Below are 21,007 nucleotides of genomic sequence, written 5' to 3'. Positions count from 1 at the left end.
TTATGGGTATGGCCAAGAACAAACGTGACGGCGCCAACCGGCGGACAGGCAGGCGGTCGTCGGGACCCATCACCTTCTTTGTGGCGGTCATCATCGTAGCCCTTGGGCTGATTCAGCTGGTCTCCACCTTCCACGCCTACGCCATCAATCTTTCCGAGCTCAACGGCCTGCGCAACCAGCAGGCCCAGCTTGTCGAGCACAAGCGTGACCTGGAGAACCAGATCCGGCGCTGGGACGACAAGGCCTATGTGACCGCACAAGCCCGGGATCGGCTGGGATTCGTCTTCCCTGACGAGGAGGCCATCCGGGTCCTGCACCCGGAGGCGGTCACGGGTGGCAAGGACAAGGACCAGGCCGGAAGCAAGGGGGTCCGGGCCCCCAGGAAGAACTCCCTGCCCTGGTATCAGGAGATGGCCTATTCCTTCGCCAAGGCCGACCAGGATCCTGCTGCCGACAGAAGCAAGGGGGAATCCAGTCCGACCGGCTCTGCCAGTCCGTCTGGTTCAAGCAGTCCAGGCGGTGCTGATGGCCCCTCTCCATCCGAGGGCGGGGGAGCGCAGTGAACTCCGACAATGAACTTAGCAGCAGGAAACAATCAGGGAAGATGAGGACAGCGTGATCAAGGCCCAGGAAAGGCCCCAGGCAGCAGTGGAATCTCAAGCCGCAGACAAGATCCGGGTCGAGCCTAAAGCCTCCAGCCTGGTTACCGGCCGGGATCTGGCGGTGGTCAAAGACCGTATCCAGGAGCTTCTGGCGACCCCGGCCACGCCGGAGCAGACAGCCGTCGTGAACCGGCAGCTGGGCCGCTATCCGAGGGGCATGGTGGCCGTGGGCGCCCGCTGCGTCTGCGGCAATCCGCTGGCTGTGGTCACCCGGCCCCAGCTGGAAGACGGCACGCCCTTTCCGACCACCTGCTATCTGACCAGCCCCGAGGCCGTCAAGGCCGTCTCCCGGCTGGAGGCCGACGGCGTCATGGCCGACTGGAATGCCGAGCTTGGTTCGGATCCGGACCTGGCCAGCGCCTACCGCAGGGCCCACGAGCTCTATCTGGCCTTCCGTTCCGCCCTGGCCCAGCGGCTGGGCGACGACGAGGGGCACATCGCCGGAATCTCGGCCGGTGGCATGCCCAAGAGGGTCAAGTGTCTGCACGCTCTGACTGCCCAGTCCCTGGTTATGGGGCCTGGGGTCAATCCCCTGGGCGACCGGGTTCTGAGTCTGGTGCGTCGGGTATTCGACCCGCAGGTCTGCCGGTGCGCGCAGCCTTGGACTGAGGCATCCGGGCAAGCGAGCCAGCAGGAAAACCAATGAAGGGGGCTTCCATGGATCAGGTTACGGTGGCGGGCGTGGACTGCGGCACCAACTCCATACGTCTGCTGATAGCCCAGGTGGACCGACAGGGGCTGCACCCGGTGGCTCCCAGGCTGATGCGGGTCATCCGGCTGGGGGAGGGCGTGGACCGCGACCACCGCTTCTCCGATCGGGCTCTGGAGCGCGCCTTTGAGGCCTGCCGGCTCTTCGCCCAGCAGCTGCGGGAACACCCGGTGGACGGCCTGCGCTTTGTGGCCACCTCGGCCACCAGGGATGCCGACAACCGCGAAAGCTTTGAGGAGGGGGTGCGCTCCATCCTGGGGGTTGCGCCCGAGGTCATCAGCGGCTCCCAGGAGGCCTCGCTGAGTTTTCTGGGCGCGGTCAGCGTGCTGGAGCAGCGCGGCAGCGCCGACATGCCTCCTGCGCCCTACCTGGTGGTCGACCTGGGTGGCGGCTCCACCGAGCTGGTCCTGGGCGGGGACGGGAGCGATCTGCCTGTGGACCAGGTCAGGGCCTCCTACTCCATGAACATCGGCTCCGTGCGGATGACCGAGCGCCATCTGCTGGGCGATCCGCCCACCCAGGAGCAGATCGACCAGGCGCTGGAGGATGTTGACGGCTGGATCGACCGGGCCTTCGAACAGGTTCCCGTAGCCGGGGTAGGCAGCCTGATCGGGGTCTCCGGCACGGTGACCACCATGAGCGCCCTGGCCCTGGGATGCGAGGTCTACGATCGCCATGCCGTCGATGGCCGGTCCATTGCGGTCGATGCGGCCCGCCGGGTTGACGACCGGGTGCTGACCATGAGTCGGCAGGAGCGCAGGGAACTCAAGGCCATCCATCCCGGCCGTGTGGATGTGATCGGCGGCGGCGCCCTGATCTGGAGCCGTCTGCTGGAGCGTCTGGGCCAGGCCAGTCCCAGTGCGCTGGCTTCGGGAACCTATGTGGCCAGCGAGCACGGCCTTCTGGATGGCCTGGTCCTGGACTACGGCCGGACCCTCCTGCGCGAATGATATACTAAGGCGTTATGGGTTACGGCCCCGGTGGCGAAATGGTATACGCATCGGACTTAAAATCCGCCGCCTTCACCGGCTTGTGGGTTCGATTCCCACCCGGGGCACCAAGGCCTCATCGGCTTGGACGGCAGTGTCGCAACTTGTCACCCGGCCGACGAACCGATACTCTGGTACGCAAGAAAACCAAAGGAGTTGTCATGAGTGACCAATCCATGCCCGAGGTGAACGCCGAATTCGGCGCCACGCCGACCATAGCCTTCCATGGTCCGGCGCCCAGCGGGCTGCGCGCCGTGGAGCTGGTCGAGGGGGACGGGCCGGTCGTCCGCAAGGGCGATACCGTCACCGTCAACTATCACGGCCTCGTCTGGGGTTCGGATCAGGTCTTCGACTCCAGCTTCCAGCGCCATCAGCCGGCCAGCTTCCGCATTGGCGTGGGGCAGGTCATTCGCGGCTGGGACCAGACAGTGCCCGGTCACAACGTGGGGTCCAGGTTGGTGGTCTCCATTCCGCCGGAGTATGGATATGGTCGTCAGGGGATGCCCCAGGCGGGCATCGGCGGCGACGATACCCTGGTTTTCGTGATCGACATCATATCGACACGGTAGACAAGGGTCTCCAGGCGCCGGTGAGGGCCGGCGCCTTTTTCATACCCTTGACTTTGCAGTTCAGGTCGGGCCACGAGACAAGCGCATCAAACAAGGAGGAATCACATGGCTGAGGAAAAGACGATTCTGCTGACACAGGCCGCTTACGACAAGCTGAAGGAGGAGCTCGACCACCGTCAGGGCGAGTACCGCGACGAGATCACCGAACGCATCGCGGCGGCTCGTGCCGAGGGCGATCTGAGCGAGAACGGCGGCTACCAGGCTGCCCGCGAGGAGCAGGGCAAGAACGAGGGGCGGATCAACGAGCTGATCGTCAAGCTGCGCAACGCCAAGATCCTCAAGGCCCCCAAGGCGGGCACGGTGGGCAACGGCTCCCTGGTGACCCTGACCATGGCCGGCAACGAAATGGTCTATGTGCTGGGCTCCAGGGATCTGACCGTGGCCACCGACTACGACGTCATCAGCCCCGAGTCGCCCATCGGCGCGGCCCTGATGGGCGCCAAGAAGGGCCAGACCGTGACCTACAAGGCACCCAATGGCAAGGACATCTCGGTCACCGTCAAGGATGCCCAGCCCCTCAAGTAGCGGGACGACCCCTCACCGTCCCAGCCCGGCCTGAATGAAGCCGCTTCCCGCCATAGTCGACGGAGAGCGGCTTCTTCTATGGTTCTTGTCGGATGGTGTGTGATGAACAGACCGCCAGGTTGGTGATGTGTTCAGCGCAGATTGCAGACCACCAGGTAGATGGCTACGATATGGCAGGCGTAGCCGATGACCGTCCCGCAGTGGAAGATCTCATGGAAGCCGAAGACGCGTGGCCAGGGGTCCGGCCGTCGCAGGCCGTAGACAATTGCCCCGAGGATGTAGGCCAGGCCGCCGGCCACGATCAGCCACACCACCGGCGGACCGGCCATGGGGGAGTCCCAGAAGAGCTTCAGAAAGCCCACGCCCGAGACTCCGAAGACCACGTAGACCAAGGTGTAGAGCCAGCGGGGAGCCTCGATCCAGAAGACGTGGACGATCATGGCCACCAGGCTGGCCCCCCACATGCCCAGGATGATGATCCGCCGCCAGAAGGGGTCCAGGGCGAAGGAGATCGGCGTGTAGGTGCCCGCGATGAGCAGGAAGATGTTGACGTGATCCAGACGGCGCAGCACGTCCGTGGTCCCCGGGGTCCAGTCGCCCAGATGATAGAGGGCGGAGTTGCCGAAGAGGGCCAGTGAGGCGACCATGAAGACCGCGCAGGCCAGCTTGAGCCCAGTGCCGTGGGCCAGGCAGATCAGCACGATGCCGGCGGCCAGGGCCAGGGGGGCGGCCACGGCGTGAATCCAGCCGCGCAGCATGGGCTTGGGGCGGCCGTGGACATCCAGACGGACCTTGCGCTCGATCTCCATGTCGGGGATGCCCTCGATTCGCGAGGCCTTGATCTCAGCCTTGGCCATGATCCGCGCAGCCTTGGCCTTGGCCTTGGCACGCACCGCGTCGGCCCTGGCCTGCAGATGGGCCTCGTGGGCCACCTCCGCATCCCGGCGCAGGTAGGTCAGCTCCTGGCGGCGCTGCTGACGGCGGCGTTCGAGATCGGGATCGACCTCCTGATCCTCGGACGGTCTGCCGTCCTCGCTGGTCCTGGTTGCCATGGCCCTCCCTTGGCCCCTTGACTGGTCCGGACCTGTCGGGTTCGGTTGCCGGGGGCGAAACATCCGTGAACCACCCTACCCTAGACCTGTGTATGGGACGCGCATGCCATCATCGCCCTTGGCATGACCCGCCTGCCTGCTTCCGAGGGCCCTTTGTATGATGGAGGGCATGGCTGATTTTTCCGAGATTCTGGCATCCTGCGACGACTGCAATGAGGAGGACCGCGAGTGGCTTCACCACCTGGTGGCCGACTGGCAGGTCATCGCCGATCTGAGCTTTGCAGACCTGCTGCTCCTCCTGCGCACCGGCGAGGGGGAGTTCACCGTGGCCGAGCAGTGCCGGCCCTCCACGGTCATGTCCCTGCGCACCGAAGACGTGGTGGGGGAGCACTTCCCGGCGGATCAGCGCGGGGAACTGGAGGCGGCCATGCAGTCCAAGGGGGTGCTGCGGTCCACCAAGCTGCGCACCATCGGCCGTGCCACGGTCTGCGACGTCTATGCTCCTATCAGGCACCAGGGCAGAACCCTGGGTCTGGTGGTCCGCGAGACCAACATGGCCACCCGCGAGTCCAACGGCCGCTACGAGAGCGAGAGCATCAACGCGGGCAAGGAGCTCTTTGAGATGATCACCCGCGGCGAGTTTCCCTATGCGGATTCAGTGCTCAACCAACGGCACAACGCCAGGGTGGCCGACGGTTTCTTTGTGCTGACGTCAAGCGGCGTGGTGCGGTACGCCTCGCCCAACGCCATCAGCTGTTTCCGCAGGCTGGGCTCAGTGGAGACCATGATCGGCCAGTATTTGAGCGAGATCGGCACCTCCCTGCTCAAGGAGAACGATCCCGTGCCCGATTCCCTGCCACTGGTCCTGACGGGCAAGGCAGCCGTGGACTCGGAGCTGGACGCCAACGGGTCTGCCGTCTCCATGCGCTCCCTGCCCCTGTATGGCAAACAGGGCAGGATTGGCGCCATCGTGCTCTGCCGGGATGTGACCGAGCTGCGCCGCCGGGAGAAGGAGCTGCAGACCAAGGATGCCACCATCTCCGAGATCCACCACCGGGTCAAGAACAACCTCCAGGCCGTGTCGGCCCTGCTGCGGCTGCAGGCAAGGCGCACCAAGTCCGACGAGGTCCGCAAGGAGCTGGAAGAGGCCCAGCGACGCGTCCAGACCATCGCTGTGGTTCATGAAGGCCTCAGCCAGACCGCCGATGAGATTGTGGACTTCGACAAGGTGATCGCCAACCTGCTGAAGATGAGCGTGGATCTGGCCACCACCAGCGACCAGCACATCACCATCTCATACGTGGGCAAGTTCGGGATGATGCCCGCCCAGGATGCCACACCCCTGTCGCTGGTGCTGACCGAACTGGTCAACAACGCGGTCGAGCACGGCTTTGAGGGCCGTGACGAAGGGCATATCACCATATCGGTGGGCCGGGGCGGCAACAACCTCAATGTGGTGGTCGAGGATGACGGCAACGGCTACAGCACGGAGTCGGATCAGGGCCAGGCCCGTTCCACCGGGTCCGGGCTGGGCACGCAGATCATCAACACCTTCGTCACCAACGACTTCGGCGGCACGGTCAAGTGGGAGCCCCGCCGGGATGGCGGCACCCGGGTGGTCATCAACATCAAGCTGCGCGTGGCCCAGGACGTGTGACGCCTGGCTCCTTTTAGGCAAAGCAAGGGGCGACGGCATCAAGCCGTCGCCCCTTGCTGTTTTGCGCCATCGGGAAGGTGTCAGGACTGCATCTGCATGGCCTGGGACCTGCGCGCACGCATGGCCCTGCGCTTGAGAGCCCTGCGTTCGTCCTCGCTCAGTCCGCCCCAGACGCCGTAATCCTGGTTGGTGTCCAGCGCGCACTTCAGACAGGCGTCAATGACCTTGCAGGTCCGGCACACGGCCTTGGCCTCCTCGATCTGCTGATAGGCTGCACCTGTGTTGCCGACGGGGAAGAACAGCTCAGGGTCCTTGTCACGGCAAGCAGCCTTAGCGCGCCAATCAAACGCATTACTCATCTACCTAAGCCTCCAAGAAGTTTTTATCGATACTTTATCACTACCCTATGCAAGATAAGCACGATGGGTGACTTTTTTCAAGGGTTCGTTTGTTTTACGGCTAAAGAGAACACCTGTAGCGGAATGGCGAGACCCGCCTCCAGGACCAGACACCGTCCGGGAATGGCACTGGGCCGGGTGGGGAGGGTGGCCAGCTGATCAGCGGGGATGCCAGCAGCCAGATCGGCCCCCCGTTCGCCGCAGGGGAACACCAGACGGCGGCTGAAACGCTCGGGTCTGCGCAGGGCGCTGGCCGTATCCACAGCCAGGATCACCGTGGTGGCCTCCTGTCCCAGAGCCTCCTGCAGAAGAGGGGCCAGAGGATCCTGACAAAGCGGATCCAGCAGATCCTGGGCGTCGTCAAGAATCCAGATCAATGCACGGCTGCCGTCCTGACGGCCATGAGGCGGTGACGGCACTGTGCCGGGAAATTCCCGACTGCTGTAGCCGTGACCTGTTCGACGCGTGATGCGCAGGTCGAAGCCCGGCTCTGGTCGGGCTCCTGGCTTCATCAGGGTGAGCAGGGAACGAGCCAGCAGGGCCAGCAGGGTGCTCTTGCCCCGTCCTCGAGGCCCGATCAGGGCCGTATGACCCTTGAGCGGCAGGCGATAGAGATGGAGCAGAACCCCGTCGTCCATATGTCCCAGAGGTACCTGGGGCTGTCCCGACTGCCAGAGGACCTGTCCGCAGGCCGGATCATGCTCTGGCAGGGGAGGGGAGAAGAGCGGTGCCGGCGGTCGGCTGCCGCAAAAGCGACTGGCCTTGATGATCTGGCCCACCAGGGCCTGCGGGTCAGCTGCTGGGCAGGTGCGGAAGGCTTGCAAGCCCCGGCCCTGCTCCAGGAAGCCCAGACCTGGACAGGCAGGGTCGATCGCCGTAGCACAGGAGGAGCCCAGCAGCTCCCTGGACTGCAGGGGGTCCCGCACTCGCAGACAGATGCCCAAGTTCATGTTGGCACGCATCTGGGCGCTGACCTGCCCCATGGTCTGCTGGGTGCAGGCCACCAGGTTCATGCCCAGGGATCTGCCCTGAGAGGCCAGCGAGGTCAGCCTATCCAGGTAGTCAGGCAGAAGTTGGCGCAGGGCCTGGAACTCGTCAATCACCACCACCAGGCGCGCTGGTGGATCGGCCATACGTGCAGTGTCCTCAACCCCCGCTCTGGCGACTAGGCGCTGGCGGCGCTCCAACTCCCGCTGAAGGCCGTTCAGCGCGCGTACGGCCCGTTCCAGGTCCAAATTGGTCACGCAGCCCACGGTGTGCGGCAGTCGGGCCAAGAGGCCGAAGCCGGCGCCACCCTTGAAGTCCAGCAGGACCAGATTGAGCCGGTCTGGCGGCTGGCTGGCGGCCAGGGCCAGACACCAGGTCTGCAGGAAGACCGATTTGCCCGAACCGGTGGTGCCTGCCACCAAGGCGTGGGGTCCGTCGCGGGGCAGATCGATGACCAGCGGACCAAGATCTGGCCGGATGCCGATGACTGCCGGTGCCGACGTTCCTGATGCGGCAAGCCATGCGTGGACGATGCCCTGCCAGGGCGGACCTTGCGATCCCGAAGGCCCTGATTCCAAGAGCCGGGACTCGAGCTGAGGGCCGGGGTCAGAGGCCAGTTTAGCCAGGTCCTGCAAGGTCTCGTTCTCTGTAGTTGTCGAGAGGGATGCACGATCCGATACTGTGCCGTATGCCGATTGAGCGCCTGCCGGCGGAGCGGACGATGACCGGCGATGCATTCGCAGCAGGCTCAGAAGCACCATGGCCAGGGTGCCTGTCAGGCTGGGCAGCAGGAGGAGGAGCAAGATCCAGCGGCCCTGGCAGACTACGTACCAGATCATGCCCGCCTGGGCCAGGGCCGGAGCCGTCTGTGCAACCAGGGTGAGCATGACCTGGGCGCTTCCCCTTTTGGCCTTCCCCTCTTTGGTGCCGGCGGCGTGCCGATTGCCGCCTGCAGCATTGCTCGGGACTGTCGGCCCAGCTGCGGACTTGGGGAATACAGGTGCTGATGAATTGGCCTTGATCATGCCTTCAGCATGAGACGCCCGACGCAGGAGCGCTAGAGCGGACCTGCCGTGTGGTCAAATGTGGAAGGGATTGGCGATGGGCGCAAAGCGGGCGCTACATGCCGCCGACCGTTCCAGCGGCATGACTGCCCTGGGCCAGTTGGTTGAACAGGTCGGTGTTGCGGGCTTGATCCAGCAGGACGGTGGAACCGATGCCCCCGCCCGGGTAGTAGTCGGGATCTGTCCAGTAGACGCTTCCGGTGACCCCATTGCTGCTGCTGGCGCTGCGGAAGGCCAGGACCATGTGCATAAGGTCTATGGGGTTGGCCCGCTCATCCACCACCAGGGCATCCAGCCCTGACGAAAGGACCTTGCCGGCCCTGGACGGGTTGAGCATGACAGAGGGCTGCAGGGCCTTGGCGCTGATGGCCGAGATGGCCTGACGCTGGCGTTCGGCACGCCCAAAGTCTCCCTTGGGATCCGAGTAGCGCATGCGGGTGAAGGCCAGGGCCATGCCACCGTCAGCCTGATGGCAGCCGCGGGACCATACCATGCCTGAGTTGGGGTCGTTGACGTCTGCGTCATAGCAAAGCCTGACGCCGCCCAGGGCGTCGACTACCTTGCTGAGGCCTCCGAAACGGATCAGGGCCACATGATCGACCTTATGACCGGTGATGTCCTCGATCTGGCCGGTCAGGGCCCGGTAGCCCGATGTGTAGGCCACGGCGTTGATCTTCATGTACTCCCCATCCTGCTTGACCAGGGAATCCCGGGGGACTGAAATCAAGGAGGCGGCCCCGTGCCGGGGCTTGGTCAGCACCAGGATGGTGTCGGTGCGGAAGCCGGTGATGCTGGTGTCCTGTCCTGCCCCCGGCGATCCGTCGCGCTGGTCCGATCCCAGCAGGAGCCAGGTGGTGGCTTCTGAGCCAGGGGCATCGGTCAGCATTCTGTCGCGGGTGAGCTTGCCATTGATCCAGAACCATCCCCCACCTGCCAGTACAGCCAGTGCCAGCAGCAGGACCAGCAACAGAATGGCCACGAACCTGCGCAAGGGATGTCTGCGGACGAGAGCCGTGCCGTTCCGCATGTCGCGGTTATGGCCCTTGTTCCGGTGGTATTCAACAGGTGCAGCTGCAGCCGCTGGTCTGGGTGTGGTTTTCGAGGAGCCGCTGGTGCGTCGGGCTTTCTGATGTCCGGCCCCGGCAGAGGGGGAGAAGCTGGGAGGCGTCTGGCTGCGGCTGTGTCTAGCCCCGGTACCCGGGGTTTGGGGGTCGGCCGAGGGACGGTGATGCCCGGAAGGCATGAAGCTAGGAGGCTCCTGCCCTTGTCCGCCTTGGTCTGATCCAGTCCGCATACCCTTAACCTCCGTAGCTATGGCCGACTAGGTAAGCAATAGCATGCCTGAACGACCCAGAGGGGCTTAATCGGCTATCTCTGCGCCGGAACCGCACAGACCGTAGCAAACAGGTAGCGGTCCGCCATGCCGATGTACTGTCCGGTATTTGCATCCTTGATGGTTCCGTCGTCCGGATCGACGGTCCCGCCCGTGTTCGGATCGACCAGGGTCTTGTCGGGCATGGTGATAAGTCCAGTGCGTGGATCGGGTTTGGGAGCAGCGGCGGCGGATGCAGATGGGGATTGGGTGCCGTCCCCTGTGTCAGAGCCGTTGCCAGCCGTCTGAGCGGCACTCTGTGAGTTTTGGGCGTTCTGGGCATCCTGACCATTGCCGGCCTGGTTGCCTGATGAGGAAGCTGACTCTGCAGCCTCATTGGCCTGGGTCAAAGGCTTGCCCTCGCGCAGCAGATGCCAGATGGTTTCGGCCTCGTCCGTCCACACCACCCGGTTGCTGTCCTGGGACCATTCTTCGACAGGTATGGTTCGGGCGTAGATATGCGTGGTGTCTATGTGCTTGAGCGAATTGCCCAGGCCCAGCAGGGTCTGGAAGCTGCCCAGCCCCTCGCTCAGCTGCAGGGTGGACATGGAGGTGGTGGCCAGACGGTAGGCCTTGGGCAGATCGGAATAGATGTTGACGGTCTTGGCCTCGTTGACCAAGCTCTTGATCAGGTACTGCTGGCGGGTGGTGCGCATGATATCCGACCCGTCGGCGCCGGTTCCGTGGCGCATGCGAGCGTACTCGGTGGCCTGGGTTCCGTCCAGATGCTGCAGGCCGCGCTTCAGGTTGATGCCGGTGTAGCCGTCCCAGGTGTCCTTGGGGATGCACACGTCGACCCCGCCCAGGGCGTCGATGATGGACTTGAGGCCGTTGAAGTCAGCCACCACAAACTGCTGAATGTCCAGGCCGGTCAGGGAGCGGACCGCCGCCATGGAGCAGCTGGCGGCCGAATTCGCATCGCCGCCCTGGTTGTAGCCCTCGGCGAAGATGGAGTTGAACATGACCTGGCGGCGGGCCGGGATGGTCTCCCCCTTGCTGGTGGTGCAGGCCGGGGCGTTCACGATGGAGTCCCTGGGGATGGAGACCACATTCACATAGGAGCGGTCGGCGGCGATCTGGACCACCATGGCCGTGTCCGACTGGTGGTTCTCTTCCAGGCCGTCACCGCTGCCGCCCACCTCGGCATTGCCCTCGCCGTCCCGGGTGTCCTGGCCCAGCACCAGGACGTTCAGGGTTTTGCCCTTGTAGATGTCTTCCGGGGCCTTGTGGGCTTGAGTCAGGCTGACGGGCTCGAGCACGTGCATGTGACCGTTGATGTCGGTCCAGAAGGCCGCCACTGTCGAGGCCACGAAGCAGAGAACGAAGGTAAGGGCCAGGCAGATGCCCGTGCGCAGACGGTGGCTGCTGCGAAACCCATCACTGTGCTGGGGCTTGCCGTTCCTGCCCGCCTTGATGTTGGGCAGACCCATCTTTCTGGTTGGGGACGTCAATGGTATGCCTTCCTCATCGGCTGTCGCTGTAGGGCTCATTCCGGCGGGAAGAACCGGGATGGCGGTGAAGCGTGCTTGAACCAGTCATAGTATAGTCTGACCCCCATCCGCAGCTCCTCTTCGGGCGATACGGCTCCCTCCATGTGTTGCTCAGTTGCGCTCGCAGATATTTAGGGGTTGACAGAAGACCCCTGCAGCAGCTGTAATAAAAGTGTGTAAACACACTAGGGACTGGGGGGTCGCTATGAGTGGATTTGTTGACACTCGGTATAGCAGTACAACTAAAAACAGGTTGACGCCGCTGATGCAGTGGTTCGAAGTCAACGTCGGACCATCCTGGCGAAGCGAGGCGCTCTGCGCGCAGACCGACCCGGAAGCATTCTTCCCGGGCAAGGGAGGCTCCACCCAGGAGGCCAAGAGGGTCTGCGCCGACTGCACCGTCCGCAAGCAGTGCCTGGACTGGGCCGTCGAGCACGACGAGCGCTTCGGCATCTGGGGTGGCATGAGTGAACGGGAGCGCCGCCGTTACAAGAAGAGGATGCGCGCGCAGCATCAAGTCTGAATCGCCGCAGATGCCCGAGCGAGGCATTCGGTGACCTGGTTTGCGTAGACTGGAACGTATGAGTTTCGTCGCGCCTCAAGCCCAGGATGTCCGGCAGGTCCTCTCTGCAGTCATGAACGAATGTTCGCCCGCCGCCAGTCCTCATGTGGAGGATGCCGTGGCGGCGGTGATCACGGTCGAGCATGATCTGACCTACCTGCAGGACACCCTGCGTGCCCTCTTGCGGCAGAGCCTCTTGCCGCGGGTCCTGGTCATCGCGGACTGTTCGGGGTCTACTGCAGAGCCTCTCTATGCGCAGTTTCCGGTGGATGGGCCCGCGCGGGTGGAAGTGCAGGTGGTTCGCGCGCGCGGTGCCTCCTCCTTCGGCGATGCCTTGGACAAGGCGCTTGGCTATGCCCGCCTGCCTGGTCGGATCCGCGCTCTTTGGCTTCTGCACGACGACTGCCGTCCTCTGGATACTCACTGCCTGGACGAGCTGGTGGACACCTGGCACAGCAATCCCACCGCCTCCCTGCTGGGTGCCAAGCAGTATGACTGGCAGGGCGAGGGGCTGCGTGACGTGGGTCGGTATGCCTACCATCACCGAACGGTGAGCCTGGTGGTGGACAGCGAACCCGACCAGCAGCAGTATGACGCGCGTCAGGATGTCTTCGCGGTGAGCCTGGCCGGCGCCCTGGTGCCCATGCAGACCATGAAGGACTTGGGCGGACCAGGCGCCTGGGCTGGCACTTTCGGTCAGGCCGACGATCTCTGCCGCCGTATCTGCCTGTCAGGGGGACGGGTGGTAATCGTGCCCAGCGCCCGGATGGCCCATGCCTGCGCCCGTATGAGCGGGTTGCGTGATCGGAACGGGCGGGCGGTGCAGCCCGACCACCCTTTGGATGCCTCCATGGGGCCCATACTGGCTCGGGAACGCTACCTGCTGACCGATTTTGCCCTGCCCTGGTGGCTGCTGGTCTGGCTCTGGCGAGTTCTGGCGGCAGTGTGGTTCATGGCGGTTGATCTTATGGGCAAGCGGCCCTACAGGGCCCTCTGCCGTCTGTGCGCGCCCTGGCGGATCCTGGCTCGGCCTGCAGCGCTGCTGACCATGCGCCGCCGTCTGACCTCCGCCTGCCATGGCAGCCCCCGCCGGTTGGACATTCTTCAGGCCAACAGCCAGCAGATCCGGCAGTGGCGGCAGCGCAGGCAGGCCTTTCATGATCAGCGGGAGCATCCCATGCTCAGCCACCTGGCCCTGGCTCATCTGCGTCAGCAGTTTCTGCGTCGCCTGGCCTGGGCTTCAGGGATGACCCTGGCGGTTCTGGCGGCCTTGGTGGTCACCCATTGGCCCCTCTGCCGCGCCGTCTTCTCGGGAGGGGCCATCCACGCGCCCTCCCTGCCCTCCTCAGGAGCCGATTGGTCCCGGCTGCTGACGGCGGCCACCACCTCCTGGTCCATGGCCGGAGGCGTGGGACAGCCCGCAGTTCCTGCCCCCTTCCTCCTGGTGCTCCTGCCCTTCGCGCTGCTGACCGGAGGTCATGTATCCCAAGCCATGGCTCTGATGCTCCTGGCGGAGACGGGGCTGGCCGCTCTGTCTTTCTGGGCTCTGGCCGGCGTGGTCACCAGGTCCAATCCCATCCGCGTCCTGCTGGGGTTGCTCTGGGCTTGTCTGGCATTCGCCTTGGGCATAGTGGATGGCCTGCAGCTGCCCATGCTGACGGTCATGGCCTTCATGCCTGCCGCCTTCGCTTTTGTTTTCAAGGCTGTGGGGCTGTATCAGACCGAGGCTCCCGTGCATCCCAAGGCTTCGGTGCAGCAGGCGGCTCTGGCCTCTATCTGCTTCCTGCCGGTCCTGGCTGCCGAACCTCAGCTCATGCTGGCCATGATTCCGCTCTTCATTATGGCGATCTGCCTGGTGCCCTCCCATCGGGTCATGCTGCTCCTGGTGCCGCTGCCCTCGGCGCTGGCCCTGGCGCCCACCCTGGTCAATTCCTTGCACCATGCTCATCAAGGGCTTTGGAGACAGCTTTTCGCAGATCTTATGATCCCCTCGACGGGCCTGACCGGTCAGCCCGGAACCGGGAGCCTGGGGCAACTGCTGGCCCGCCTGCTGGACCTGGACGTTTCGGCCCAATGGCCCCTCAGGTGGCGACCTGAGCTCTGGCGCCCGACCACCCTGGCCTGCGCTCTGCTGGTGGTGGCCCTGCTGGCCTTTATCGCCTTGGTTGTGCCTCGGGCGCTCAAGACTGCCAGGATTCTTTGGATTACCGTTCTGCTGGGCCTGATTCTGGCGCTGATCTCCCAGGCGGTCTGCACCGGCTTGGACGAGACCGGTCCAGTGGCCGGTTCGGTCCTGCCCGGCGTGATGCTTGCACTCATGGGACTGCTGGCTTGTCTGGGCCTCCTGGCTGGCCGGGCCGTCCGTCCCTTCTCGCCTCTTGCTCCCGGGCACGATCAGGATCCAGACGGCGATGGTGATCGTCCGCCCCTGTCTCCTGCGCAGTCCTCTTCAACCTCTGCAGCTGCGGCTGATGGCGGAGGACGGATTTTCAGGCTCCTGCTGGGTTTGATCCTGACCCTGGTCACGGCAGGCGTGGCAGCGGCTGGTCTGGCGGCGCCAGTCGGAGGACCCCTGTCCGCTGATGACCGGCAGCTTCCGGCAGTGGCGGTGGACTATCTGAACAAGGATCCGTCCCACCGGGTGCTGGTGCTGACCTCGCCCTCACACGGCCGCGTGGCCTACACGGGTCTGCACACCTCACGAGGCGAGCTGATCGATGCCTCGCCTGCCCTGCGCGCCCAGATGGTGAACGGCGGGAAGATGGCCGGTCAGGATGTCCTCTCGCGTTCGGCGGCGGCTCTGATGGCCAATGCCGACTCCAAGGCTGTAGCGGCTGTATCCGGCCTGGGCTTCGGAGGAATCTATGTGCCTGCCGACCATTCTGGTGCAGGCGGCATGGGATCCACGCCCAACGATGACCTGGTATCCAACATCACCGCCAGCGATGGCGCCCAGCAGGTGGCGACCAGTGCCCAGGGAACCTATTTCCGGTTGAGCTCGCAATCCGGCAGGGATGTGGGGGTCAACATGGCCGGGGCCCGTCAGGCGGCGGCCAGCACCTGGAGGAGGGTCTGGCTCTGGACCCTGGGCTTGGTCCTGCTGGGATACTGCCTGGTGGCTCTGCCGCGTCCTGGCTACTTTGGAGGGGAGCAACTATGAGTGCACGAAGCAAGGGATCCCTGGTGGCTGCTCTGGTCACGGCGCCTCTGGTGGCGGTTTTGATTGCTGTTCTGACGGTATGGACGCCTCCGGCCTCCTTGGCCGACGGGGCCCAGGGCTCGGCAGTCGTTGCCACCCGGGTCAGCCAACGTGAGGCAGCGTCCTACTGCCCGGCTCGCATGACGGTAGCGGATGAGGACAAAGTCGGCGATGACCAGTTCAAGGCCTCGGAGGGCGATCTGAGCGCCCGTGTCACAGCCGCCGCCTTTGGAGCCATCGGCAGTGCCAGCCTGACCCCGCTTGGCGGCGGGCGACGCACCGTGATGGCTGATCCCGATCTCTTGGACGGGCAGAAGACCATGGCTGCATCGCTCGATCCAGGCGCCTCGGCCACGGCCTTCGATTCCCGGATGCTCAAGTCCCAGCCGGGCACGGGGGCGGCTGTCGGCATGGTCTCGTGGGCCACCAAGGGCGATCTGCGAGGGATTCAGGCGTCGGCCTGCCCTCGGGCCGTCATGGATGCCGACTTCCTGTTGCCCGCCACCGGCCGAGGGTCCACACAGCGGCTGGTGGCCTACAACCCGTCATCCAAGGCTACGGTGATCAGTCTTGAGATCCAGGGTTCGCATTCCTCCGGCAACCTGTCCTTGGAGACCGGGAACACCATGACTGTAGCGCCTGGCGGCCATGCCTCATATGACCTGTCTGCGGCGGCTCCCGGACAGCAGGCCATCTATGTCCGGGCTCGCAGCTCCCAGGCGCCAGTGGCCATGTCGGTCTCGGTCAATGTCATGGCTGGACTCGATCCACGCGGGTCAGATCAGGTCACAGCCCTGCCGGCACCCGGCCGTGATCTGGTTATTCCCGGCCTGCGCGGGGCAGACCAGGCCACCCTGCTTCTGCAAGGTTCCAAGGCCACTGCGGTGGAGTTGTCCTGGATGGATGAAGATGGTCGGGAATCCTTGCGGCGGGTGGATTTGCAGGGTTCCAGGGCCACTGCGGTGGACTTGGGCGGCGTGCCTGATGGCAAGCTGGCTCTGCAGGTGCATGCCGACCAGCCTGTCCGCGCGGTCCTGCAGGTGACCGGCCAGGGCAGCCAGGATCAGTCGCAGTCCGACCTGGCGCTCATTCCTGCGGGTACTGCTGCCGCCTCCTCGGCCCTGACCATATCCCAGCCTGCCCAGGCTGCGCTGACCCTGGTCAACCCATCGACGGAGCCGATCAAGGCCGAACTGGTCGGGTTCGATGAGAAGGGCAAAAAATTGGATGAGCGCTCACTGACTGTTGAGCCGGGTCGGGCCCATGAGCTTTCAGCCCGCGATCTGGGCGACCAGGTGGCCGCTGTGCGGCTGAACGAGGATTCCGGGCATGGTTCCTCCCGACTGATCTGGAATGCTCGCCTGAGCGTGGACGCGGTCAACCAGGCTGGCCTGGCCGGTCTGGCCGTCATGGCTCCTGACGGGCTCATGCCTGCCACCACGCTGATCCGCTCCGGCCCCGACTTCACTGCCCTGCCCTGAACGTCCGCTGTCAGCGTCCCCACATGGGGTCGATTTCTTCGGGGTCGCGCCCGTAAAGGTCTGCCAGTTGCAGGACCAGTTCGTCGCGGATCATCAGCTCCAGCTCGGTGCGGTCTCGGGTCTTGCTCTGGATGGGCAGCCGGTAGAGGACGATTCTGGCGGGGATGCCGCGACCTGCCGGGAAACTGCGTGAGAAGAGGTCAGCCCTGTCCTCCCAAGGGGTGGGGTCGGAGGGCGGCACGTCCTCGACCGCGAATTGAACAGGCTTGACCAGTTGGGGCCAGCCGGCGCCCAGCCGCCGGATCTGGGCCGCGGTCAGATCGTCGAAGATCCCGCACCTGGTGCGATAGCGGGGCAGGCGGGTGCCGAAGGTGGGACGACGAATCCCCCGGCCATGACTGTCCCGATAGACGCTGCGGGACCAAGGCGGCTGATCGTTGATCATGACACTCACCTTAGCCCCTCAGCTCAGTGACAGTTTCGATTCAGGGTGTCTTGTAGCATGGAGCGATGATCGACAAGCGGATGGGAGCAATCATGGCGGAGGACGGTGCGGTGAGCGTGGCCTGGTGGGGCAGCCAAGACATAGGGTCCATCTGCGCACGGGCACGGGTCTTGGCCTTCGATCTGGACAATACCCTGGCGCTGTCCAAGACCCGCATGGATCAGACCATGGCCGTCCATTTCGCCGCCCTGACCCGGCTTCGGCCCGTAGCCATCGTCTCTGGCGGGCGGTTCAGCCAGTTCCGCGACCAGGTGCTGGATGCCCTGCCTGACGATACCCGTTTCGGCCAACTGCATCTGATGCCCACCAGCGGCACCCGCTACTACCGCTGGCAGGATGGAAGCTGGGATTGCGTCTACGCCCACGACCTGAGCGCCCAGGACCGGCAGGCCGCCGAGGCCAGCCTGGAGCGCAGGGCCAAGCAGCTGGGCGACTGGGAGGAGCAGGTCTGGGGGCCGCGCATCGAGGATCGCGGCAGCCAGATAACCTTCTCCGCCCTGGGTCAGCAGGCCCCCGTAGAAGCCAAGGAGGCCTGGGATCCGGACAACAGCCGCAAGGATGCCCTGGCCCGGGCCGTGGCCGCCGATCTGCCCAACCTGCAGGTGCGTTCAGGCGGCTCCACTAGCGTGGACATCTCGGCCAAGGGCATTGACAAGGCCTACGCCGTGACCTCCCTGGCCAGGATACTGGGTGTGAATGTCGGCGATATCGCTTTCGTGGGCGACCGGATGGATCCTGACGGCAACGATTATCCGGCGGCCCTGGCGGGGGCCATGGCTCTGCGTGTGCACGATCCGGCCGATGCCCTGGACCTGATTCAGGCCATGGAGGCCGATCTGGTCTGAACCTGTCCGCAGTCTATTCTGTGAACAGACAGCATGTTCATGCACATGGCCCTGATCTGCTTGCCTATCCTCTGCGTATTGGGGTTGGCTGGGCGGTATGCGCAACCCTTCATTGGCATTTGATCGACTCCGTCAGGCTGCTTGTGCTGTCGCCTCAGCCATGGCGGACTCGGCCCTGGACCTGGTGGCTCCTCGAGCCTGCGCCGGCTGTGACCGCCCTGACCTTCTGCTCTGCCCCAGTTGCAGATCCTTGCTCTTCCGGCCCCTGTCGAGGCCCGCCCCCGCCTATGCCACAGGTCTGGCCCTGGCCTGCGCTCCATATCGCGGAGCTGTCAGGCGGATCATTCTGTCCTGGAAGGATCATGACAACCGGCCCTTGGACAGGCCGCTGGGCCAGGTCATGGCCGATCTGGCTCCAGCCCTGTCCAGGCTGATCGATCCTCTGCTCCGGCCCAAGCCTGCCAGGGCCATTCTGGTGGTTCCCGCCCCCTCCTCCCTCGCCTCTCTGCGAAGGCGGGGGAGGGTTCATCTGCAGCCGATCCTCCTGTCCCTGGCCCAGGCCCTGCAGCGGCATGGTCTGGCTGCCCAGGTGGAATCGGCTCTGATCATGAACTCCGTGAGAACCAAGTCTGTTCAGGCGGGCGGCCGTCGGAACCGCTCGCATCGGCTGGCAGGCCGGATTGCGGTTGCGGATCCCTCACGGCTGGCCGGTCATCCTGTCTTGGTGGTGGACGACATCATCACCACGGGATCCACCATCCGCCAGTGCGCTCGAGCCCTGGAGACGGTGGGCGCCCTGCCGCTGGCTGCCCTGGCTCTGGCGGCCGTTCCTCCAGGCCATGAGGACCGCTAGCGGGCCTGGGCCACGGCCATCTCGTCCCAGCGAGTGGTGGCCCTGGGGGAGAGCATGCCCCGGTTCATGGCCCAGTCGGCCCCCGTATCCTCGTCGCCCCGGCCCTGGCCGCGGATGCCTCCGTAGCCTACGCCCACGCGGAAGGGGCCGAAACGACGGGTGGCGTCCTCCAGGACGTCCCCCAGACCATGGGTGTCCCGGGCTGCGTCCAGTCCTTCCAAGGTGTGGAAGTGGTCGGCATCGGTCAGGTCCAGCAGAACCACCCCGGCCCGGATCCAGCGGGCGTGGGGATCCACTCGGCCCTTGAGCGCCCGGCTGGCTGCGCCGGCGATGACCAGCGGGTCGTCGCTGGGATCCTCCAGGACGACGGTCCGGCCAGCTGAGCAGAACTGCTGGGGCGCATAGGGGCTGGTGGAGCAGAAGACCCGCACCCTGCCGCACAGGCCGTGCTGTCGACGCAGACGGCGGCAGGCCTTCTGGGCGTAGATGCTCAGCGCCTGGGCCAGGGTGGCGTAGCCCTCAATGGGGTGGGAGAACATGCGCGAGCACAGAATCTGATCGGTGCGCACGCCCCTGGCGGCATCCGCCTCGGGCTCGATGCAGGGTCGTCCCCTCAACTCCAGGACGGTGCGCTGCAGCATGACGGAGAACCGATGCCGGATCAGGGAGGGATCGGCATCGCGCAGATCCAGGGCGGTGGTGATGCCCATGCCCATGAGCCTGCCGGTCAGCCGTCGGCCCACTCCCCAGACCTGGTCGATGGGCACTGATGCCAGAGCCTTGTCGCCATACTGGGACTCCACCTGGCTCCAGAGGGTGATCCCCTCGGTCGAGGGATGGTCCTTGGCCCAGTGGTTGGCCACCTTGGCCAGGGTCTTGGTAGGCGCCACACCCACGCTGACGGGAATGCCGGTGCATCGCAGGACCGCGGCGCGCAGCTCCCGGCAGATCTCGACGGTGCGCTTGTCGTTCCAGATGCTGTCCATGAAGCACTCGTCGATGGAGTAGATCTCCTGGTTGGGCAGGAAATGGGCCATGATGGCCATCATGCGCCTTGAGAGGCTGGCATAGAGCTCATAGTTGGAGCTGCGGGCCACCACCCCGTCCTGCAGGGCCCGGTCGCGAATGGTGAACCAGGGTGTGCCGTTGGTGATGCCCAGGGCCTTGGCCGGGCGGTTGCGGGCCACCACGCAGCCGTCGTTGTTGGACAGCACAACCACCGGGCGATCAGCCAGGGAGGGGTCGAAGACGGCCTCACATGAGGCAAAGAAAGAGTTGGCATCAGCCAGGACCACCCGGCCTGTCAGAGCGGTCCCGGGTGCCGGCTGGGCCGGTCTCTGCGCGCTCATGCCGACCCCCAGCCCGTGGAAGGATAGGCGGGTTTCCGGCCCTGGCTTCCCGTGCGCCTGCGTCCGTGCGGGGTATGTCCGGGATAGGTGACCTGGGGCAGGGGAGAGCCGCTCCGGGATTCGCCCTTGGTGTCCACCCGCTGCCAGTGGTAGTTGCCGATGACCACCCCCCAGATGACTAGTTCCTCGCCCTCCTGGGGCAGGAAGTCGGGGTAGTCGGGGTTCTCGGCCCGCAGCATGGTCCGTCCCTTGCGTCTGGCCAGCCGCTTGACCAGCAGCTCGTCGTCCAGGATGGCGATGACGATGTCCCCCTCGCGTGGCTCCAGTGACCGGTCGACCACCAACAGGTCCCCGTCGAAGATGCCGGCTCCGGTCATGGAATCGCCGGCCACATGGATGATGAAGGTGGAGTCGGGGTGGACGATGACGTTCTGGTCGAAGCTGAAGTCGCCGCTGAAGTAGTCCTGGGCCACTGAGGGGAAGCCGGCGTGGACGGCCTCCAGGGCCTGGGGGACAGGGCTGGGGTGCCCTCGGAAGGGACTCAGGGCATCGACCCGGCACTCCGGCAGGGAAGCAGGGGCCGCCTCCGGCGACCCATGGATGGTAGCGACCATGGCACACCTCGAACTCGATGGCATTCGAACAAATGTTCGATTTCATTATGAGCCGAAGTGCGCCT

General features: G+C 65.0%; 19 protein-coding genes and 1 tRNA gene. 12 read left to right on the top strand and 8 right to left on the bottom strand.

Translation table 11 applies throughout. The features are described 5' to 3' along the window. Positions 1 to 8 precede the first annotated feature (8 nt). The 6 genes from H3T92_RS00810 (at position 9) to H3T92_RS00785 (ending at position 3,514) form a co-directional block, all read left to right on the top strand. Entirely contained in the window at positions 9 to 563 is a 555-nt protein-coding gene (locus H3T92_RS00810; protein WP_045924572.1) for an FtsB family cell division protein, read from the top strand. A 154-nt stretch (positions 564 to 717) separates the two neighbouring features. Further along, on the top strand, positions 718 to 1,308 hold the full coding sequence (locus tag H3T92_RS00805; protein WP_232341989.1) for a DUF501 domain-containing protein: 591 nt from the start codon (positions 718 to 720) through the stop codon (positions 1,306 to 1,308). 11 nt (positions 1,309 to 1,319) lie between these two features. Continuing rightward, the gene (locus H3T92_RS00800) at positions 1,320 to 2,321 is read left to right on the top strand and encodes a Ppx/GppA phosphatase family protein (protein ID WP_186279408.1); all 1,002 of its coding nucleotides are present in this window, start codon (positions 1,320 to 1,322) and stop codon (positions 2,319 to 2,321) included. A 24-nt stretch (positions 2,322 to 2,345) separates the two neighbouring features. Further along, a tRNA-Leu gene (locus tag H3T92_RS00795) sits at positions 2,346 to 2,431 on the top strand. Positions 2,432 to 2,521: 90 nt separating this feature from the next. Then, positions 2,522 to 2,929, top strand: coding sequence for an FKBP-type peptidyl-prolyl cis-trans isomerase (locus tag H3T92_RS00790; RefSeq protein WP_144085701.1), 408 nt, complete (start codon positions 2,522 to 2,524; stop codon positions 2,927 to 2,929). 105 nt (positions 2,930 to 3,034) lie between these two features. Next, positions 3,035 to 3,514 carry a GreA/GreB family elongation factor gene (locus H3T92_RS00785; RefSeq protein ID WP_024627331.1) on the top strand — a complete coding sequence of 160 codons (480 nt, stop codon included), beginning with the start codon at positions 3,035 to 3,037 and terminating at the stop codon, positions 3,512 to 3,514. Between the two features lie 131 nt (positions 3,515 to 3,645). Here H3T92_RS00785 and trhA read toward each other — a convergent pair whose 3' ends face one another. Beyond that, the gene (gene trhA, locus H3T92_RS00780; protein WP_144085700.1) at positions 3,646 to 4,566 is read right to left on the bottom strand and encodes a PAQR family membrane homeostasis protein TrhA; all 921 of its coding nucleotides are present in this window, start codon (positions 4,564 to 4,566) and stop codon (positions 3,646 to 3,648) included. A 169-nt stretch (positions 4,567 to 4,735) separates the two neighbouring features. Between trhA and H3T92_RS00775 the strand changes: the two genes are divergently transcribed. After that, on the top strand, positions 4,736 to 6,223 hold the full coding sequence (locus H3T92_RS00775; protein ID WP_144085699.1) for a sensor histidine kinase: 1,488 nt from the start codon (positions 4,736 to 4,738) through the stop codon (positions 6,221 to 6,223). Positions 6,224 to 6,303: 80 nt separating this feature from the next. Here H3T92_RS00775 and H3T92_RS00770 read toward each other — a convergent pair whose 3' ends face one another. The 4 genes from H3T92_RS00770 to H3T92_RS00755 all read right to left on the bottom strand — a co-directional run bounded on the left by H3T92_RS00770 (position 6,304) and on the right by H3T92_RS00755 (position 11,495). After that, positions 6,304 to 6,582 (bottom strand): WhiB family transcriptional regulator, encoded by a 279-nt coding sequence (locus H3T92_RS00770; RefSeq protein WP_015021978.1) that lies wholly within the window; start codon positions 6,580 to 6,582, stop codon positions 6,304 to 6,306. A gap of 77 nt (positions 6,583 to 6,659) precedes the next feature. Continuing rightward, positions 6,660 to 8,633: an FtsK/SpoIIIE domain-containing protein gene (locus H3T92_RS00765; protein ID WP_198189233.1), complete on the bottom strand. Its 1,974-nt coding sequence runs from the start codon at positions 8,631 to 8,633 to the stop codon at positions 6,660 to 6,662. A gap of 94 nt (positions 8,634 to 8,727) precedes the next feature. Next, positions 8,728 to 9,915, bottom strand: a complete 1,188-nt coding sequence (locus tag H3T92_RS00760; RefSeq protein ID WP_144085697.1) for an LCP family protein — start codon at positions 9,913 to 9,915, stop codon at positions 8,728 to 8,730. A 125-nt stretch (positions 9,916 to 10,040) separates the two neighbouring features. Continuing rightward, complete coding sequence (locus H3T92_RS00755) at positions 10,041 to 11,495, bottom strand: LCP family protein (RefSeq protein ID WP_144085696.1); 1,455 nt, start codon at positions 11,493 to 11,495, stop codon at positions 10,041 to 10,043. A 304-nt stretch (positions 11,496 to 11,799) separates the two neighbouring features. On the opposite strand from H3T92_RS00755, the gene H3T92_RS00750 reads away from it, so the two are divergent. From H3T92_RS00750 to H3T92_RS00740, 3 genes are read left to right on the top strand one after another with little or no spacing between them, the layout of a single operon-like run. Further along, positions 11,800 to 12,057: a WhiB family transcriptional regulator gene (locus H3T92_RS00750; RefSeq protein ID WP_144085695.1), complete on the top strand. Its 258-nt coding sequence runs from the start codon at positions 11,800 to 11,802 to the stop codon at positions 12,055 to 12,057. 58 nt (positions 12,058 to 12,115) lie between these two features. Further along, positions 12,116 to 15,256 carry a glycosyltransferase gene (locus H3T92_RS00745; protein ID WP_198189232.1) on the top strand — a complete coding sequence of 1,047 codons (3,141 nt, stop codon included), beginning with the start codon at positions 12,116 to 12,118 and terminating at the stop codon, positions 15,254 to 15,256. Further along, positions 15,253 to 16,776 carry a DUF5719 family protein gene (locus H3T92_RS00740; RefSeq protein ID WP_144085693.1) on the top strand — a complete coding sequence of 508 codons (1,524 nt, stop codon included), beginning with the start codon at positions 15,253 to 15,255 and terminating at the stop codon, positions 16,774 to 16,776. Before H3T92_RS00745 ends, H3T92_RS00740 begins: the two co-directional genes overlap by 4 nt. A 10-nt stretch (positions 16,777 to 16,786) precedes the next feature. Here H3T92_RS00740 and H3T92_RS00735 read toward each other — a convergent pair whose 3' ends face one another. Beyond that, on the bottom strand, positions 16,787 to 17,221 hold the full coding sequence (locus H3T92_RS00735; RefSeq protein WP_144085692.1) for a metallopeptidase family protein: 435 nt from the start codon (positions 17,219 to 17,221) through the stop codon (positions 16,787 to 16,789). A gap of 65 nt (positions 17,222 to 17,286) precedes the next feature. Here H3T92_RS00735 and H3T92_RS00730 point away from each other — a divergent pair, with 65 nt between their 5' ends. Continuing rightward, on the top strand, positions 17,287 to 18,126 hold the full coding sequence (locus tag H3T92_RS00730; RefSeq protein ID WP_415873702.1) for an HAD-IIB family hydrolase: 840 nt from the start codon (positions 17,287 to 17,289) through the stop codon (positions 18,124 to 18,126). Positions 18,127 to 18,286: 160 nt separating this feature from the next. Further along, positions 18,287 to 18,979 (top strand): ComF family protein, encoded by a 693-nt coding sequence (locus H3T92_RS00725; protein ID WP_186279407.1) that lies wholly within the window; start codon positions 18,287 to 18,289, stop codon positions 18,977 to 18,979. On the opposite strand, the gene H3T92_RS00720 is transcribed toward H3T92_RS00725, so the two are convergent. Further along, positions 18,976 to 20,328 carry a Y-family DNA polymerase gene (locus H3T92_RS00720; protein WP_144085690.1) on the bottom strand — a complete coding sequence of 451 codons (1,353 nt, stop codon included), beginning with the start codon at positions 20,326 to 20,328 and terminating at the stop codon, positions 18,976 to 18,978. The genes H3T92_RS00725 and H3T92_RS00720 overlap by 4 nt on opposite strands. Then, positions 20,325 to 20,942 carry a LexA family protein gene (locus H3T92_RS00715; RefSeq protein ID WP_144085689.1) on the bottom strand — a complete coding sequence of 206 codons (618 nt, stop codon included), beginning with the start codon at positions 20,940 to 20,942 and terminating at the stop codon, positions 20,325 to 20,327. The genes H3T92_RS00720 and H3T92_RS00715 overlap by 4 nt, the downstream gene beginning before the upstream one ends. Positions 20,943 to 21,007 lie beyond the last annotated feature (65 nt).

Source organism: Bifidobacterium sp. W8112, assembly GCF_016101425.1.
GTDB lineage: Bacteria > Actinomycetota > Actinomycetes > Actinomycetales > Bifidobacteriaceae > Bombiscardovia > Bombiscardovia apousia.
Note: the sequence above shows the minus strand (reverse complement) of the source record. Positions and strands in the feature narration are given on the sequence as shown.